14 protein-coding genes are annotated in these 15,104 nt (G+C 57.8%); 9 read left to right on the top strand and 5 right to left on the bottom strand.

The genetic code is table 11. The features are described 5' to 3' along the window. Window positions 1-40 precede the first annotated feature (40 nt). Genes AM218_RS03745 through AM218_RS03735 form a run of 3 tightly spaced genes read left to right on the top strand, consistent with a single transcriptional unit; the run spans window position 41 to window position 2,169 of the window. Window positions 41-691, top strand: coding sequence for a metallophosphoesterase family protein (locus AM218_RS03745; protein ID WP_054411969.1), 651 nt, complete (start codon window positions 41-43; stop codon window positions 689-691). A gap of 15 nt (window positions 692-706) precedes the next feature. Next, window positions 707-1,327 carry a DNA-3-methyladenine glycosylase family protein gene (locus AM218_RS03740; RefSeq protein ID WP_054415263.1) on the top strand — a complete coding sequence of 207 codons (621 nt, stop codon included), beginning with the start codon at window positions 707-709 and terminating at the stop codon, window positions 1,325-1,327. 35 nt (window positions 1,328-1,362) lie between these two features. Continuing rightward, a complete protein-coding gene (locus tag AM218_RS03735; RefSeq protein ID WP_054411968.1) occupies window positions 1,363-2,169 on the top strand; it encodes an MBL fold metallo-hydrolase in 807 nt (268 codons plus the stop codon). Between the two features lie 9 nt (window positions 2,170-2,178). Here the strand turns inward: AM218_RS03735 and AM218_RS03730 are convergent, their stop codons facing one another. Further along, the gene (locus AM218_RS03730; RefSeq protein ID WP_054415262.1) at window positions 2,179-3,093 is read right to left on the bottom strand and encodes a DUF58 domain-containing protein; all 915 of its coding nucleotides are present in this window, start codon (window positions 3,091-3,093) and stop codon (window positions 2,179-2,181) included. A 263-nt stretch (window positions 3,094-3,356) separates the two neighbouring features. On the opposite strand from AM218_RS03730, the gene AM218_RS03725 reads away from it, so the two are divergent. From AM218_RS03725 to AM218_RS03715, 3 genes are all read left to right on the top strand, one after another. Continuing rightward, window positions 3,357-3,689, top strand: coding sequence for a DUF3276 family protein (locus AM218_RS03725; protein WP_054411966.1), 333 nt, complete (start codon window positions 3,357-3,359; stop codon window positions 3,687-3,689). A 227-nt stretch (window positions 3,690-3,916) separates the two neighbouring features. Next, window positions 3,917-5,017: a redox-regulated ATPase YchF gene (gene ychF / locus AM218_RS03720; protein ID WP_054411965.1), complete on the top strand. Its 1,101-nt coding sequence runs from the start codon at window positions 3,917-3,919 to the stop codon at window positions 5,015-5,017. A 224-nt stretch (window positions 5,018-5,241) separates the two neighbouring features. Continuing rightward, window positions 5,242-6,006 carry an MlaE family ABC transporter permease gene (locus tag AM218_RS03715; protein WP_054411962.1) on the top strand — a complete coding sequence of 255 codons (765 nt, stop codon included), beginning with the start codon at window positions 5,242-5,244 and terminating at the stop codon, window positions 6,004-6,006. Window positions 6,007-6,114: 108 nt separating this feature from the next. Here the strand turns inward: AM218_RS03715 and AM218_RS03710 are convergent, their stop codons facing one another. The 3 genes from AM218_RS03710 to AM218_RS03700 all read right to left on the bottom strand — a co-directional run bounded on the left by AM218_RS03710 (window position 6,115) and on the right by AM218_RS03700 (window position 10,580). Then, window positions 6,115-7,545: a M48 family metalloprotease gene (locus AM218_RS03710; RefSeq protein WP_054411960.1), complete on the bottom strand. Its 1,431-nt coding sequence runs from the start codon at window positions 7,543-7,545 to the stop codon at window positions 6,115-6,117. Window positions 7,546-7,663: 118 nt separating this feature from the next. After that, window positions 7,664-9,127 carry a M48 family metalloprotease gene (locus AM218_RS03705; protein WP_054411958.1) on the bottom strand — a complete coding sequence of 488 codons (1,464 nt, stop codon included), beginning with the start codon at window positions 9,125-9,127 and terminating at the stop codon, window positions 7,664-7,666. 124 nt (window positions 9,128-9,251) lie between these two features. Beyond that, window positions 9,252-10,580: a cation:proton antiporter gene (locus AM218_RS03700; protein ID WP_054411957.1), complete on the bottom strand. Its 1,329-nt coding sequence runs from the start codon at window positions 10,578-10,580 to the stop codon at window positions 9,252-9,254. A gap of 184 nt (window positions 10,581-10,764) precedes the next feature. Between AM218_RS03700 and AM218_RS03695 the strand changes: the two genes are divergently transcribed. Beyond that, on the top strand, window positions 10,765-11,757 hold the full coding sequence (locus AM218_RS03695) for a DUF2157 domain-containing protein (protein ID WP_054411955.1): 993 nt from the start codon (window positions 10,765-10,767) through the stop codon (window positions 11,755-11,757). After that, window positions 11,738-12,958 carry a hypothetical protein gene (locus tag AM218_RS03690; RefSeq protein ID WP_054411953.1) on the top strand — a complete coding sequence of 407 codons (1,221 nt, stop codon included), beginning with the start codon at window positions 11,738-11,740 and terminating at the stop codon, window positions 12,956-12,958. The genes AM218_RS03695 and AM218_RS03690 overlap by 20 nt, the downstream gene beginning before the upstream one ends. Before the next feature lie 34 nt (window positions 12,959-12,992). On the opposite strand, the gene AM218_RS03685 is transcribed toward AM218_RS03690, so the two are convergent. After that, window positions 12,993-14,324, bottom strand: a complete 1,332-nt coding sequence (locus tag AM218_RS03685) for a type IX secretion system plug protein (protein ID WP_082318052.1) — start codon at window positions 14,322-14,324, stop codon at window positions 12,993-12,995. Between the two features lie 262 nt (window positions 14,325-14,586). On the opposite strand from AM218_RS03685, the gene AM218_RS16245 reads away from it, so the two are divergent. Next, the gene (locus AM218_RS16245) at window positions 14,587-15,084 is read left to right on the top strand and encodes an REP-associated tyrosine transposase (protein WP_197274011.1); all 498 of its coding nucleotides are present in this window, start codon (window positions 14,587-14,589) and stop codon (window positions 15,082-15,084) included. Window positions 15,085-15,104: the final 20 nt, after the last annotated feature.

Here is a 15,104-nt window from a genome sequence, read left to right as displayed (position 1 = left end):
ACTATTTCCTTGTGGAATCTTTTCCTTACTTGCCGGCCAGATGAACCTGTTTATTGTGGGCGATGTGCACGGCTGCTACTACACCTTTTTGGAGGTGCTGCAGCACTGGAAGCCAGCTGAGGAGCTACTGCTTCAGGTGGGTGACCTAGTAGACCGTGGCCGCTTTGCACCGGAAACCGTGCAGGTGGCCCTGGAGCTCAGCGAGAAGCACCCGGACCAGACTGTATTCCTGAAAGGCAACCACGAGGCCGGCCTGCTCCGGCATTATGGCCCCACCGGCCCCTACCCCGGCTGGCTGAGCTGGGGCGGCCTCAGCACCGAGCAGCAGTACCGCCAGCACCGGGATTGGCTGGCCCCGCATCTGGACTGGCTGGCGGAGCGGCCCCTGTTCTGGGAGAATGAGCACGTGCTGGTCAGCCACGCGGGCTTGGCTGATACGCCCAACCCCATGGATGAGGACAACCCCGATGGGATTCTCTGGCGCCGCGGCCCCCTGCGCAATGTGGGCAAGCTGCAGGTCATTGGGCACACCCCCACCACGGGCACCCCGGAGTTTGATGCTACTGCCAATGTGCTGAATATTGACACCGGCGCTTACTATGGGCAGGGCCTCTCGGCGGTGCGCATCAGCGCGGCCGGGCAGCTGCTGGACACCATTTTTGTTTCCACTCACCAGGCCGACGTTGGCTGATTTTAGTTGTTGCTGATGGCTGTTTCTGATCCTATCCACCATCTTTCCCAGGCCGACCCGGTGCTGGCGGGCCTGATTAAACAAGGGCGGCCAATCCGGCCCAGCGCCCACGAGGATTTGTACCTGGCGCTGCTCCGGGCTATTGTGTCCCAGCAGATTTCCACCAAAGCCGCGGCCGCCATCTGGCGCAAGGTGCAGGCCCTGTTTCCGCCCGATGGCTACCCCGAGCCGGCCGCTATCCTGGCCATGTCGGATGAGGATTTGCGGGCGGCAGGCATTTCCCGTCAGAAGGCGGGCTATTTGCGGGCTATTGCCGAGTTTGCCCAGCGCGACCAGCTCAACCACAGCCACCTCAGCCAGCTGGATGCAGACGCCTTTACCCAGCACCTGACCCAGATAAAAGGCGTGGGCCGCTGGACGGCGCAAATGCTCCAGATGTTTGCCCTGGACCAGCCCGACGTATTCCCGGAAGGCGACCTGGGCATTCAAAACGCCATGCGCCGCCACTACGGCCTGGAAGAAACCGGCCGGGCCCTGCACCAGCGCATGACGGCAATTGCCGAGGCCTGGCGCCCCCACCGCACCCTGGCCAGCAAATATCTGTGGCAGTCGTTGGATAATGAGCCCGGCAGCTGACCTACCCGGTTTCTGAACCTGCTTACTTTTTTACGATGGAAAACTATATCTGCGTCACCTGTGGCACTCAGTTTTCAGAAGCAGTGCCTGCCTCCTGCCCTATTTGCCAGGATGAGCGCCAGTACCTGCCCCCGGGCGGCCAGCAGTGGACCACGCTTGCCCGGCTACGCCAGCAGCACCGCAACAGCTTCCGCCGCAAAGAGCCCAACCTGTACGGCATTGGCACCGTGCCCGATTTTGGTATTGGCCAACGGGCCCTGCTAATGCGCACTCCGGCGGGCAATGTGCTCTGGGACTGTATTTCTCTGCTCGATGAGGCCACCATCGATATTATTCAGGGCCTGGGTGGCTTGTCCGCCATTGCCATTTCCCACCCACACTACTACACCACCAACGTGGAGTGGAGCCGCGCTTTCGGCAACGTGCCCGTGTACCTGCACGCCGCCGACCGCCAGTGGGTGATGCGCCCCGACCCAGTGGTGCAGCTCTGGGAAGGCGAAACCCTGCGCTTGCTGGATGACCTGACCCTGATCCGCTGCGGAGGTCATTTTGACGGCGGCACGGTATTGCACTGGCCTGCCGGCGCTGAAGGCCGCGGCGCGCTGCTCACCGGCGACATTATTCAGGTGGTACCCGCGCAGCCTTTTGTGAGCTTTATGTACAGCTACCCCAATCTTTTGCCGCTTTCCGCGGCCAAGGTGCAGCACATTGTAGCAGCCGTGGAGCCATTCGCCTACGACCGGATTTACGGTGCCTGGTGGGGCCGCACCACCATACAAACCGGCGCTAAAGAAGGCGTGCGAAAGTCAGCCGAACGGTATATCCGCCTGCTGGCGGAATAAAGGCGCGGCTTACCGCACTTTGCCGCGCTTCATCATGTAGGCGTATAGCACCTTATCAAACGGCTCCCGGATATCAACGGGCACAAAATCAATCTTAAACTGACCGCAGCGCAGGGCCAGTTCCTGCTCATAGCGGCGCATGGCGGCCTGGTACTGCTCCCGCACCTGGGCGGGCTGCAGCTTGATGGTTTCGCCGGTTTCCACATCCTCAAACAGATAAGGCCGGTCCTGGAAGGCAAAATCCGACTCCGTGGCGCGGTCCATCACGTGGAAAAGCAGCACCTCGTGCTGTTGGTGGCGCAGGTGCTGCAGCGCGGCCAGGGCCTGCGTTTGCTCCTCCGGCGCGCGGCCCAGCATATCACTGAAGATGATGACTAACGAGCGTTTCGGGATTTGCTGCGCGATGGTGTGAATCACGCCGGCCACATCGGTGGGGCGGCGCTGCACGGGGCGCTCCAGAAGCTGCTGCAGGGTGAGCAGCAGCGTGTGGCGGTGGGTGCTGGTGGAGCGCACGGGCGTTTGCAGCTCCACCTGGTCGGCGAAGGTGACGAGGCCCACGGCGTCGCGCTGTTTTTGCAGGAGCGTGGCCAGGGCGGCGGCGCACAGCACCGAAAAACGCAATTTATCGTGGCCGGGGCTGGGGTAGTACATGCTGGGGCTTACATCCAGCAGCAGGTGGCAGCGCAGGTTGGTTTCCTCCTCGTAGCGCTTCACAAAGAGCTTATCGGTGCGGGCAAACACTTTCCAGTCCAGGTGGCGGGTGCTTTCGCCGGGGTTGTAGAGGCGGTGCTCCGAGAATTCGACGGAAAACCCGTGGTAGGGCGACTGATGCAGGCCCGTAATAAAGCCTTCTACCAGCTGCCGGGCCAGAAATTCCAGATTCTCAAAAGAGCGGATAGCGGCTAGGTCGATGGGTTGGGCCATAATGAAGGCATTAAAATCAGTCAAAAGCGAAAGATAGGCAGCCAGAGAATGTTTGCCTTACTTCATCAACGCATAAGCGGCACAAAAGCTGCGTCCGATGCCGCCCGTCGGCTTCCGGCTTACGGGCCTGCTACGGACAAAAGGCAGGGCCTACCGGCGGCTACTGGAAAAGCGCGACTTAAAATTTTTATATCTACAGATAAGTGGTTACTTTGTCCTGAAATTCAAACATCTTAGAATAAATCAACTCTATTGTAGAAACCGTGGAAGACCGTCACGATCAGGAAGAAATCTACTCTCAACGTATTAAAGCAGGCAAGCGCACCTACTTTTTCGACGTGAAAGCCACACGCGGACAGGACTATTATCTCACCATTACGGAGAGCAAACGTAAGCTGCGCGACGACGATACTTTCTCCTACGAGAAACACAAAATCTTCCTATATAAAGAAGATTTCCTCAAGTTTGTAGACGCGCTGCAGGACGCCGTGGACTACGTACGCGAAGAGCTGCTGACCGAGGAAGAAGTAGCCGAGCTGGACCGCCCCCGTCAGTACGAAGGCGACTCGTTCAACCGCAATGAAGACAACTTCTAGTACCGCAGCCTAGCGAAACACACCTTACTCTCTTTTCATTTGCATCCTGCATCTGGCGGCGCGCCCGGTTTCTACCGTGGCGCGCCGCTTTGTTGGGCCTTGGCTGTCCAGTAAGCTGTTTTGCGAAACAGGCAGCAAAGCCGCCCAAAACGCCCTACCTTTGCCCCCGAATTAGGTTAACCGCCTTCTTCACTTATTTGCTTTCAAACACTCAGACATAAAGAAATATGGGTCTTCGCTGCGGAATCGTCGGTTTGCCGAACGTGGGCAAATCCACGCTGTTCAACGCTCTTTCGAACGCCAAGGCCGAATCGGCCAACTATCCGTTCTGCACCATTGAGCCCAATGTGGGCGTAATTACCGTTCCTGATGAGCGCCTACAGATCCTAGAAGCCCTGGTGAACCCCAAGCGCGTGCTGCCCACCATTATTGAGTTTGTGGACATTGCCGGCCTGGTAAAAGGTGCTTCCAAAGGCGAAGGTCTGGGCAATAAATTCCTGGCCAACATCCGCGAGGTGGATGCCATCATTCACGTGGTGCGCTGCTTTGATGACCCCAACATTGTGCACGTGGCCGGCGGCGTAGACCCCGTGTTCGATAAGGACGTTATCGACACGGAGCTGCAGCTGAAGGATCTGGAAAGCATCGATAAGAAGCTGGCCAAATCAGAGCGCAGCGCCAAAGCCGGTGACGCCGTTGCCAAGAAAGAAGTGGTGGTGCTGCAGCGTTTTAAGGCTGCGCTGGAAGCCGGGCAGAATGCCCGCGCCGTAACGGCCAGCGAAGACGAGCTGGAGGCCGTGGCTGATCTGCAGCTGCTCACCATTAAGCCCGTAATCTACGTGGCCAATGTGGACGAGGCCAGCATTGCCACCGATGGCAACAAGCACGTAAATGCCCTGCGGGAGCATGTGAAGGCTGAAAATGCGCAGGTGGTTCTGGTTTCGGCTGCTATTGAAGAGCAGATTGCGGACATGGAAGACCCCGAGGAAAAGGAAATGTTCCTGGGCGAGTACGGCCTCACGGAGTCCGGCCTGAACAAGCTCATCCGGGCCAGCTACGAGCTGCTGAACCTGATTACCTACTTCACCGCCGGCGTGCAGGAAGTACGCGCCTGGACCATCCACCGCGGCGACAAAGCCCCCGCCGCTGCCGGTGTTATCCACTCCGACTTCGAGAAAGGCTTTATCCGCGCCGAGGTGATTAAGCTGGCCGATTACCAGGAATATAAAACCGAAGTTAAAATTAAGGAAGCCGGTAAGATGGCCGTGGAAGGCAAAGAATACGTGGTGCAGGATGGCGACATTATGCACTTCCGCTTTAACGTGTAGTAGGCTTTCGACACAGATTGTCGAAGCATTATAGTACCACAAACGCCCCGCCCGGATGCCGAGCGGGGCGTTTGTGGTATATAGGCTGATACACCGCACTCTTTCCAAACGCCGGGGCACGAATCTTACCCCTACCCATGTCCCGGCCTGGCTATCTGCCGTATAGAACCAGATGTAAGAGTGGCAGGCGCCTTACCTGCCAGGTATCCTTTATCCGAGCTTTCATGGCGGCATCCAAGCATCATTTTCTGGCTGAAACCGGTGGAATGGCCCGCTTTGTGTGGCGCTTTTTCCGGGAGGTGTTTCGTCCGCGCTATGAGGTGCAGGAGTTTCTGTACCAGTGCTATGTGGTGGGCTACCAGTCGTTGCCCCTGGTCAGCATCACGGGTTTTATTATGGGGCTGGTGCTTACGCTGCGCCTCCACCCTACTATGGTCACATTTGGAGCGGAGTCCTGGATTCCGGCCATGGCCGGGCTCACTATCATCCGCGAAGTGGCACCACTGATTTCCGCGTTAATGGTAGCCGGTAAAGTCAGCTCAGATATGGGTGCCGAGCTGGGCGCCATGCGCGTTTCAGAGCAGATTGATGCCATGGAAGTATCGGGCTCCAACCCCTTTAAGTATCTGGTAGTGACGCGGGTACTGGCTACCACCCTTATGATGCCTATACTTTCTATTCTGGCGGCAACTATTGGACTGTATGCGGCATACCTGGGCGTGAACATGCACACAGTAACTCCCCTGCTGATGTTCACGAATGACATTCTGAAGCCTCTCACATTTGGCGACGTGCTGCCGGCCTTACTCAAAACCTTCTTTTTCGGCTTCGCAATTGGCATCATTGGCTGCTATAAGGGCTACTATTGCCAAGAAGGAACCGAAGGTGTGGGCCGTGCCGCCAACTCGGCGGTGGTGGTATCGTCGCTGGTCATTTTCGTCCTGGATTTACTGGCCGTACAAATCAGCAACCTACTGGGCTTTAATTAGCAACCCCCAAGTCCGGGGAAGTTCTTATACCCATTGTAAATAGCTGAGCCCCCGTCGACCCCAAGAGATTCGGGGCCAACGGGGACTCAGCTGTTGATAAGTTACCTTTTACTTGCCCACCACCTTAAACAGCATGCCCGAGGACAGCTTGGTGGAGGTTTTCATACCATTCAGGATAGCCAGCTCCTCGTAGCGCCGGGCAGGAATGCCGTTGGCGGCCAGGGCGCTGGCCAGCGTCTGGCCGGCTTTGGCCGTGCGGATGCGGATGCGCTCTGGGGCTTTTTTGATTTTAGCGGCATCCGTCAGCCGGCGGAAGCCTTTAGCCGTGTTCTGAAACGAAGGGCCATAGGTGCCCAACGTCTGCGGGGCACACAGACCAATAAGGGCATAGATGGTCTTCCCATCCTGAATAAGGTAGCTCAACGTGCTGGCTGTTACGCCCTGCTGCCCTACCTGGTCGCCCTGAATGGCCAGCGCGGGGAAGCTGTTGATAGTGGTGCGGCTGGCCTGCGGCGACTGTAGATTCAGCTGTTTAGCCAGTGCCTGCGCGGCTTCGTCCAGGGAGTTGCCGGGGGCCAGGGTCAGAATCTGAACGGCTTTGCCATTGGGCTCTGCCATCTGAAATTGCTGGGGCGAGTTCTGGCTTTTCCAGCCACGAGGCACCGGAAACTGGAATTTCATTTCGGGGTGGTAAAACACGCTGTTTTCCACGTAGCCCTGGCGCGGGTCCTCGCCATATACCAGGCCATCGATGCGGCGCAGGTACTGGTTCCGGTTCACGGCCAGCTGGCGCCCGCCAACGTTCTGCTTGGCCTGGGCCGCCAGCTTTTTCACTGTGCTGTAGCGGTCGGCGGAGTTGGGGTGAGTGGAGAGGAACGTGGGGATGCTGGCCGCCCCGCTGGCTTGCTCGGTGCGCTGCAGGGTCTGGAAGAAATCAGCCATGTGGGAGGCATCAAACCCGATTTTGGTCGAGTACTTCACACCCAGCTGGTCGGCCTCCGTTTCATCATTGCGGCCATATTTCAGCATGCCCAGGCCTACTACCTGCTGGGCCACACCGCCCACCGACTGCATCAGGCGGGGCGCCACAATAGAGCCCAACAGGAATCCAATTCCTGCCACGGTGCTGCGGGTTTGCTGCTTCTGGCCGTGGTGGGCCGTAATGTGGCCTATTTCGTGGCCCAAAACCCCGGAAAACTGGGCTTCATCATTGAAGTAAGCCAGAATACCGCGTGTGAAATACACGTGGCCATCGGGGGTGGCAAAGGCGTTGATAACGGGAGAATCCAGCACGGTGAAGCCTTTTACATCCGCCGGACGGTCGGAAACGCGGCCCATGGCACTGCCCTTTTCGTCCATAAACTTCTGCAGGGCCGTGTTATTGAGCAGGCCAAACATGGCTACTACCTGTGGGTCGGGCTGGGCGCCCTGTACCGGAGCAGCGGCATGCACGGTGGCGCCCGTGGTGGAAGAGCTTAGCAGCGGCAAAAGTGCCAGTAAAGCACCCACGCTGAGGTTTCGAAAGAAGGACTTTTTCATGGGAGGACAATATTTAGATCTGCCGGAAACTACCGGAGTGCCTGCCAAACGGTACCGGGGCACCATTCAGCAGGCATTTGGCAGGGTATAGACCAAATTCGGGCCAAACCTTTCCGGCTTATTTCTCTACTACTTTAATAAGCGAGCCGGCATTCACCTGCTCGTTCAGCTGCATGCCGTTCAGAATGGCCATTTCTTCCATGCGCTTTTCGGGCACGTTGTAAGTGCGCAGGGCGGCCGCCAGGTTGCTGCGCAGCTTCAGGGTTTTGATGCGCACCCGCTCTGGCTTGCGGTTAAGCTTTTCCGGGTCGGTGAGGCGCTGGAAGGCTTCGGCTACGCTAGTGAACTGGGGTGCGTAGCCGGGGAAGTCGGCCGGGGCCGATACGCCAATGAGGGCGAAGATGGTTTTACCGTCCTGAATAAGGTAAGTGAGCGTGCGCACGCCCGCCACCTGCTGGCCGGTTTGCTGGTCCTGCTGCACCTGGTCGGCTACGAAAGCCATGGCGGGGAAGCCATTGATGGTCGTCTTTTTAGAGTCAGTGGGCTGCAGGCTGAGCTGCTTGGCCAGATTCTGGGCGGCTTCCTCCAGGGAGTTGCCGGGCGCCAGCATCAGCATTTGCAGAGCCTTACCGGCGGGGTCAGCCATTTGGAATTGCTGGGGTGTGTTCTGGTATTTCCAGCCCTGGGGCACCGGAAAGCGGAACTTCAGCTCGGGGTGGTAGAACACGTTGTTTTCCACAAAGCCCTGCTTGGGGTCTTCGCCATACACAATACCGTCAATCATGCGCAGGTACTGGTCGCGGTTGATGGCCAGTTTGGGGTTGCCATTCTTCTGCTTCCAATCGGCGGCCAGCTGTTTTACGGTGTTGTAGCGGTCTTCGGGGTTGGGGTGAGTGCTCAGGAAGTCCGGAATGGCCTCGGCACCGCTCTTGGCCTGCTCCCTGGAAAGGGTCTGGAAGAAATCAGCCATTTGGGAAGCATCATAGCCAATTTTGGAGGAGTACTCCACGCCCAGTCCATCCGACTGCCGCTCATCATCACGCCCAAACTTGAGGAACAGCAGCTGCATGCCCTGCATGGCCTGCTCCCCAAACTGCGCCAGCTTAGGCGAGGCAATCATAGCCCCCATTAAGCCTACCTGCCCAATAATAGCGCTGGTTTGCTGCTTGGCAGAGTGCCGGGCCGTTACGTGGCCAATTTCGTGGCCCAGCACGCCGGCAAACTGTGCCTCGTTGTTGAAGTGGGCCATAATGCCACGCGTGAAATACACGTAGCCGCCGGGAATGGCAAAGGCGTTGATAATGGGCGAATCGACGATGCGGAAGTTGTAGGTCAGCTCGGGGCGGTGCGAGATGGCGCCCATCTGCTTGCCTTTTTCATTGATGAACTTCTGCAGCTTATCATCCGGGTACAGGCCAAACTGGGCTACAACGGCGGGGTCAGACTGCTGGCCCATGGCCAGCTCCTGCCCTTCCGATACCAGCATGACTTCTTTCTTGCCGGTGACGGGGTTGGTGGCGCAGGAATTTAGAAACAGCGCGGCCGCAACCGAGCTGCTTAATAACAAATGACGAATTTTCATGGTGGAGTATTTTGGGAGAGAAGAGCGGAATTGGGGTCCGGGCGGTATCAGGCCTCCTTATAATAGACAAAGGCCATGCCGCAACGGGTAGCCCTTGCAACGCAATGCCCCGGTAGAGGTTGCATCAGGCCGGTTTGGGGCTTTGCTCTTCTGATTTCTCCGCTTCTTCCTGCTCGGCTTCCGCCAGCTGCTGATCCTCCAGCTCCACGGTGGTGGGGCGGCCGTGCCAGCGGTCCAGCCAGTTCATAACGGGCGTGGCCAGCATGCCGTGCACGATGATGGAGGTAAGTACTGTGAAGCCCGTAATGGCCCACAGCTCCCGTATCTGCGGGAAATCAGCCTTAGTAACGGCAAAGGCCAGGTAAAAGAAAGAGCCGATACCCCGGATGCCGAATGTGGAAATAACCAGCCGCTCCGGGAAATTGAGGCGAGAAATGCGGCTGCGCCACAGCGTGAGCATGCCCCCCATAGGCCGCAGCATAAACAAAGCAAACAGCCCCAGCCCTGCACCACGCCAGGTAAGCGGTGCCAGTAACCCCCGCACCAGCGCGCCGCCAAACAGAATCAGAATAACCACGATAAACAGCCGCTCCAGTTGGTCCGTGAATTCGTGCATCTCGGTGTGGTACTCGTGGCTGCGCTCGTGGGCGCGCAGCGTAATGGAGGCTATGAACACGGCCAGGAAGCCGTAGCCGTGCAGCATCTCCGTAACCCCATAGGCTACCAGCGTAACGGACAGCGCCACAAACCCATAGGCTTCCGGGTTGATACGGATGCGGTGGGGCAAGTCAAAAATCAGGTACGACAATATTTTTCCCGCCAACCAGCCGCCAGCTATGCCCGCTCCCACCCGGTACAGCATATCCATCCAGGCCCAGTCCAGCAACCGCTCGGATATAGACGTTGCGGAGGGCAGCAGGGCCAGGGCCAGGTACACAAACGGGAAAGCCAGGCCATCATTCAGGCCGGCTTCACCGGTGAGGGCAAAGCGTACGTTGTCTTCGCGGCCTTCGCCGGGCTTGCCTACCTGCACGTCGCCGGCCAGTACGGGGTCGGTGGGGGCCAGGGTGGCCGCCAGCAGCAGCGCCGAGGCCGGCAGCAGGCCCGCCAGCCGCCAGGCTACTACCATGAAGCCAGCAATGGATACCACCATGAGAATGAGTACCAGCTGCAGGGGCACGCGCCAGCGCCAGAACGAAAACGGCCGGTCAATTTTGAGGCCGGTACCCGTGAGGGCCACAATCACGCACAGCTCCGTGAGGTGCGTGGTGAAAGGCGCGTACCGGACCGGATCCGGGCTGGGCAGGCCCAGGGGCAGGGAATACACCAACGCCCCCAGCCCCACAAACAGAATGGGATAGGAAAGCGGGTATTTGCGAAGCAATGAAGGCAGCCAGGCCACAGCCAGAATGGCCACACCCATTACGACCAACACTAAGTTGTAGATTGACATGCAACGGAGGAGAGGCAGAAATAAGTACTGCTTACGCAAGTGCGCCGTCTTTGGCTGCGACGCAATGCGCGTGGGGAGTGTGTGTTCTAATTTCAAAACCCGATTGGGGTGCCTGCCGTCCGGTACCGGGAAAATGCTATGTTTACCGGGCAGCAGGCAGCAATAGCCCGCAGCCCGGCCCACTATGACGGAAAAGATTCTTGCCTCCCTGCAGGCCCGGCAGCTGGTTTCGGGGGAGCAGGCTTCTGCCATTACAACGTACGAGCAGACCAAGCCCTTTGCACTCTACTATGAGTTGCGGGCTCTGCTCGCGCTGGGCGTCACGCTGCTGAGCACCGGCCTGGGCCTGCTGATCTATCAGCATATTGACAGCATTGGCCATGGCTTTATCGTGGCGGGCATAGCGCTGCTCAGCGCGGGGGCGTTTGCCTACGCCTACCGGAAGCGGCAGCCCTTTACCTGGCAAACCAACCCCGGCATTTCTACCGGCGCCGACTATGCCCTGCTGCTGGCCTGCCTTACCTTTCTCACGCTGGTAGGCTACCTGCAGTACCAGTACAACCTGTTTGGCAGCCGCTACGGCCTGCTGGTGCTTGTACCCACGGTCCTGTTCTTCTACTGTGCTTACCGTTTCGACCACCGCGGGGTGCTCTCCATGGCCATTACCGGTATGGCTGCCTGGGTAGGCGTAACCATTGCTCCCCTTTCGGTCTTTACCCAAAACAACTATGCCCTCCCCCACCTGAGCTATGCCGCGCTTGGGCTGGGCCTGCTGCTGTGCGCCGTGGGGCTGGTATCTACGTACGAAAATCGAAAAAAGCACTTTGCCTACACCTATTTGCTGCTGGGCAGCAATCTGGCTTTGGTAGCGGCTAGTAGCGCTATTTGGCAGGATTCTGCTGAGCTGCGCTTTATCCCCCCGGTGCTGGCCGCTTTACTGATTCTGGGCCTGAGCGGTGGCCTGTACTGGTACGCGCGGCAGAGCCACTCCTACGTTTTTTTGCTGCTGGGGGCGCTATATGGGTATATGGCCTTCACGTATCTTTTCTTCCAGATGGACAGCTCCATCACGATTGGATTAGCCTTGCTGTATTTTCCGCTATCCACAATTGGTGCCCTTCGACTGCTCTTCAATCTGAAAAAGATACTGGGAATCCATGAAAGCAAAAGCGTATAACGAGCATTGGATTTTCAATGGGCTGGTACAACAAGCCGCCCGGCACTGGGGCAAACGCGGCCTGCTGCCAGTTGGACAAGAGAAAGCTATTGCCCAGGCTTTCCCCGATGCACGCTATTCGCCGCACCTGTTTATAAAAATTGCGCTCTTCATCTTCACCTGCATTGGCACTATTGGGGCAGCACTGTTCGTGTCTCTGATGGTTGGCTCCTCCTTGAAGAGTGGCTTTCAGGAAGAACAGGTGTTTATAGCTTGCTCTTTACTATGTGGCTTAGGTGCCTTTTTTTTTCTGGAAGTACTTATTCCTGCTAATCAGCTCTACCGCTCCGGTCCCGATAATGCATTGCTCTACCTTGGCCTGACATTTATAGTGGCAGCACTCTGGCTACTATACAGCATAATACTACCGGGCCCTATGCAATGGGAAGGACTGATAGCCCGCGGGCTGCTGTGGCAACTGCTGCTGCCAATTTGGGTTGTACTGCTGGCAGCCATGATACGCTACGCCGACCCTGTAGTGGCTGCTATAAGCCTGGGAACGTACCTGGGAATTGTGGCTACGTTTACTTTGCAATTCACGCTGGGCAAAGCCCTGCTGCCATTTGTGTTGATGCTGGCCGCCGGTGGCAGCTACTACACCGTAAAGCGCCTCTCTCACCGGCCCGATGCCTTCTACTACCACACAAGCCTGCAGACCGCGAAAGCCCTTTCACTAGCTTGTTTTTACCTGGCCGGCAACTACCTGATTGTCCGCGAAGGCAATGCTCTGCTCAACAACCTGCCGGTTTCCACTCAAATAAGCTTTGCGCCGCTTTTCTACTTTCTCACGGCAGCTATTCCCCTGCTGTATCTCTACACGGGACTGCGGAGCGCCGACCGTATTTTTCTGCACACGGGCCTGTTAGCCGTAGCATTTTCACTCTACACCCTCCGCTTCTACCGGCAGGTGTTGCCCATGGAAACGGCCCTTACCCTGGCCGGCGCAGCGCTGGTTCTATTATCTGGCTGGGCCTTGCGTTACCTACGGCCGGCCCGCCACGGCCTCACCTCCGAACCGGCCGATAGCCCCGCGTTTATTCATCTGAACCTGGAAGCGTTGGCTACAGCGCATCTCACCGAAAACAGCCTAAAAGTACCGGAGCGGGGCTTCCAGTTTGGGGGTGGCTCTTCCGGGGGCGGCGGCGCAGTTGGGGAATATTAAGGAAGTTTAAGAGGCTGGCTATTTGATTCCGGCGCTACGGCCGGCGCCCGTTCACGGCGGTGCGGTGGTAGCCAATCAGTAAATCGGCGCGGGAGCCCGGCGGGCGGTAGTAAACCAGCAGGTCGTACTCGTTTTCGGTTTCCTGGTGGCTGCCTTCAAAATAAGTCTCATTGGGAACGGCCGCGCCGCCTACGGCATAGGAGTAGTTGTAATAGCCCTGTTTGAGCAGCGCGTGGCCGGAGTATTCCTGCTGGGCGGCATCATAAGTCAACTTAAACTCGTCCTTGAGTTGCCAGTCAGACAACGCACCCAGCACGTACACGGGGCCGGGGGCCGCCTGCGGGGCGCGTAGGCGGAAGGTAACGTCCAGATAGTCGGCATTGGTGGCGCCGTTGCCGTAGTCACGGCTCTCAAATACGCGCTGGCCATTTACGTCCTCGTACTGGGTGTAGGCCTGCTCGCGGCGGGTGGCTTCGGGCTGCAGTAGGGCCGCGCGGGGCGTAGCATCAGCATTCAGCTTGGCCACGCCTACGCCCAGGGCCCGGTAGCTGCGCAAATCAACAAAACGGTATTCAGAGAGGCCCGGGAAGGCATTTTCAAAGTTGAAATACTGGTATTCCAACTTCCGCTCCGCATCGCGCACAAAGGTGGGGCGCAGGTTATAATGCGCGTTGTCCCACCGGAAATTCTGGCGCAGCACCACTTTCACTTCCTGCGCCGGATTTACCAGGTTTACGCCCCCATAGCTAATGCCGAAGTTGAGCTGCTGCATGGTGTAGCGCTCCTGCCCGGCTGCCAGCGGCCCGGGCTGCAGGAAGGTCCTCACCTGCTCTTCGTACACCAATACCCGGCGCGAAAGCAACGGGGTGCCCGCTCCATTTTGCACTACCAGCAGATAATTGCCGCTGATCTTCACGCGTGGCAACCGCAGCCGGTAGTGGAAGTACGGCACCCGGGTGTTCACGGAAGTGCGGTAATCCGTCAGGAGAAACTCGTTGATGTCGCTCAGAAACTGAATATCGGTGAGGATGGAGGGCGTCCAGTCTACATTGCAATGCACCAGCTTGGCCGTGAGGCGCTGGCTTTGCTGGCCCAGCACATCAAACTCCAGCACTACAGGCTGCGCCTGGGCCAGCGACACCACCGGCGGCTCAAATACTTCCGTAGGCTGGCCGGAGGCTACGTAGCATTGCACCGACTGCACATCTTTGGAGTAGATATAATCCTGGTAGCGCAGCGCCACCTTAGGCGTTTGCACCGCGCTGCTCTGGCCGGTGCGGGCAGCATTGGGGTCAGTAATGGGCGTACCGAGGGGTACGCAGGCGGTGGCCAGGAAGAGCAGAACGGGCGCGAGACGGTGGTGCATAAGAACGAATGTAATAGGAATAGTAGCGCGAAGCTCCGGCTTCGCGTACGAGCGCAGCGAGTAGCAGGCGTCTGCACAACGCGTAGGAACTCGCGTTGCTCGTACGCGAAGCCGGAGCTTCGCGCTACTTTCGGTATTGTAATTTTATCGGCTTATGGCTAGTTCAGACCTGATTCATTACCGGCGCAATTTGCCCCATATTTTACCACCGGGTGCAAACCTGTTTGTTACTTTTCGTCTGGCTGATTCACTGCCACGTGTTGTGCTTGACCAACTGCGGGATGAATGGAATCTTCTCTCTCAGGAAGATGCTGATGAAAGTGAGGCCTATGCTCGGCAGAAGCGCTACTTTGGCCGGTTTGACCATCTGCTTGATCAGGCCGACCACGGGCCAATCTGGCTTTCAGAACCTACAGTGGCAGAAGCAGTGCGCGAGGCCCTTCACTATTATGATGACCGGGCGTATCGGCTGATTTGTTATTGTGTGATGCCCAACCATGTCCATCTGGTCATTACGCTACCCGATGATGCGCAGCCCCTGGCCCGCACGCTACAATCCATCAAAAGCTATACGGCTGCCAAAGCTAATTTACTGCTACACCGCACTGGCCAGTTCTGGCAGCGGGAAAGCTACGACCACCTGGTGCGTGGTGCTGCCGAAATGGAACGTGTAATAAGCTACGTGCTGGAAAACCCCGTAAAAGCAGGCTTAGTAGATGACTGGCAAATCTGGCCCCATACGTACTGGAAGGAAGAGTAGCGCAAAAATAGTAGCGCGAA

The sequence above is a fragment of the Hymenobacter sp. DG25A genome, from assembly GCF_001280305.1.
Lineage (GTDB): Bacteria > Bacteroidota > Bacteroidia > Cytophagales > Hymenobacteraceae > Hymenobacter.
The sequence above is the reverse complement of the archived record's forward strand: the minus strand, read 5'-3'. Positions and strand labels throughout refer to the sequence as shown.

Coding starts and splice junctions, on each gene's coding strand:
- AM218_RS03745 (WP_054411969.1), top strand. CDS start 41: ATGAACCTGTTTATTGTGGGCGATGTGCACGGCTGCTACTACACCTTT.
- AM218_RS03740 (WP_054415263.1), top strand. CDS start 707: ATGGCTGTTTCTGATCCTATCCACCATCTTTCCCAGGCCGACCCGGTG.
- AM218_RS03735 (WP_054411968.1), top strand. CDS start 1,363: ATGGAAAACTATATCTGCGTCACCTGTGGCACTCAGTTTTCAGAAGCA.
- AM218_RS03730 (WP_054415262.1), bottom strand. CDS start 3,093: ATGGCCCAACCCATCGACCTAGCCGCTATCCGCTCTTTTGAGAATCTG.
- ychF (WP_054411965.1), top strand. CDS start 3,917: ATGGGTCTTCGCTGCGGAATCGTCGGTTTGCCGAACGTGGGCAAATCC.
- AM218_RS03715 (WP_054411962.1), top strand. CDS start 5,242: ATGGCGGCATCCAAGCATCATTTTCTGGCTGAAACCGGTGGAATGGCC.
- AM218_RS03710 (WP_054411960.1), bottom strand. CDS start 7,545: ATGAAAAAGTCCTTCTTTCGAAACCTCAGCGTGGGTGCTTTACTGGCA.
- AM218_RS03705 (WP_054411958.1), bottom strand. CDS start 9,127: ATGAAAATTCGTCATTTGTTATTAAGCAGCTCGGTTGCGGCCGCGCTG.
- AM218_RS03700 (WP_054411957.1), bottom strand. CDS start 10,580: ATGTCAATCTACAACTTAGTGTTGGTCGTAATGGGTGTGGCCATTCTG.
- AM218_RS03695 (WP_054411955.1), top strand. CDS start 10,765: ATGACGGAAAAGATTCTTGCCTCCCTGCAGGCCCGGCAGCTGGTTTCG.
- AM218_RS03690 (WP_054411953.1), top strand. CDS start 11,738: ATGAAAGCAAAAGCGTATAACGAGCATTGGATTTTCAATGGGCTGGTA.
- AM218_RS03685 (WP_082318052.1), bottom strand. CDS start 14,324: ATGCACCACCGTCTCGCGCCCGTTCTGCTCTTCCTGGCCACCGCCTGC.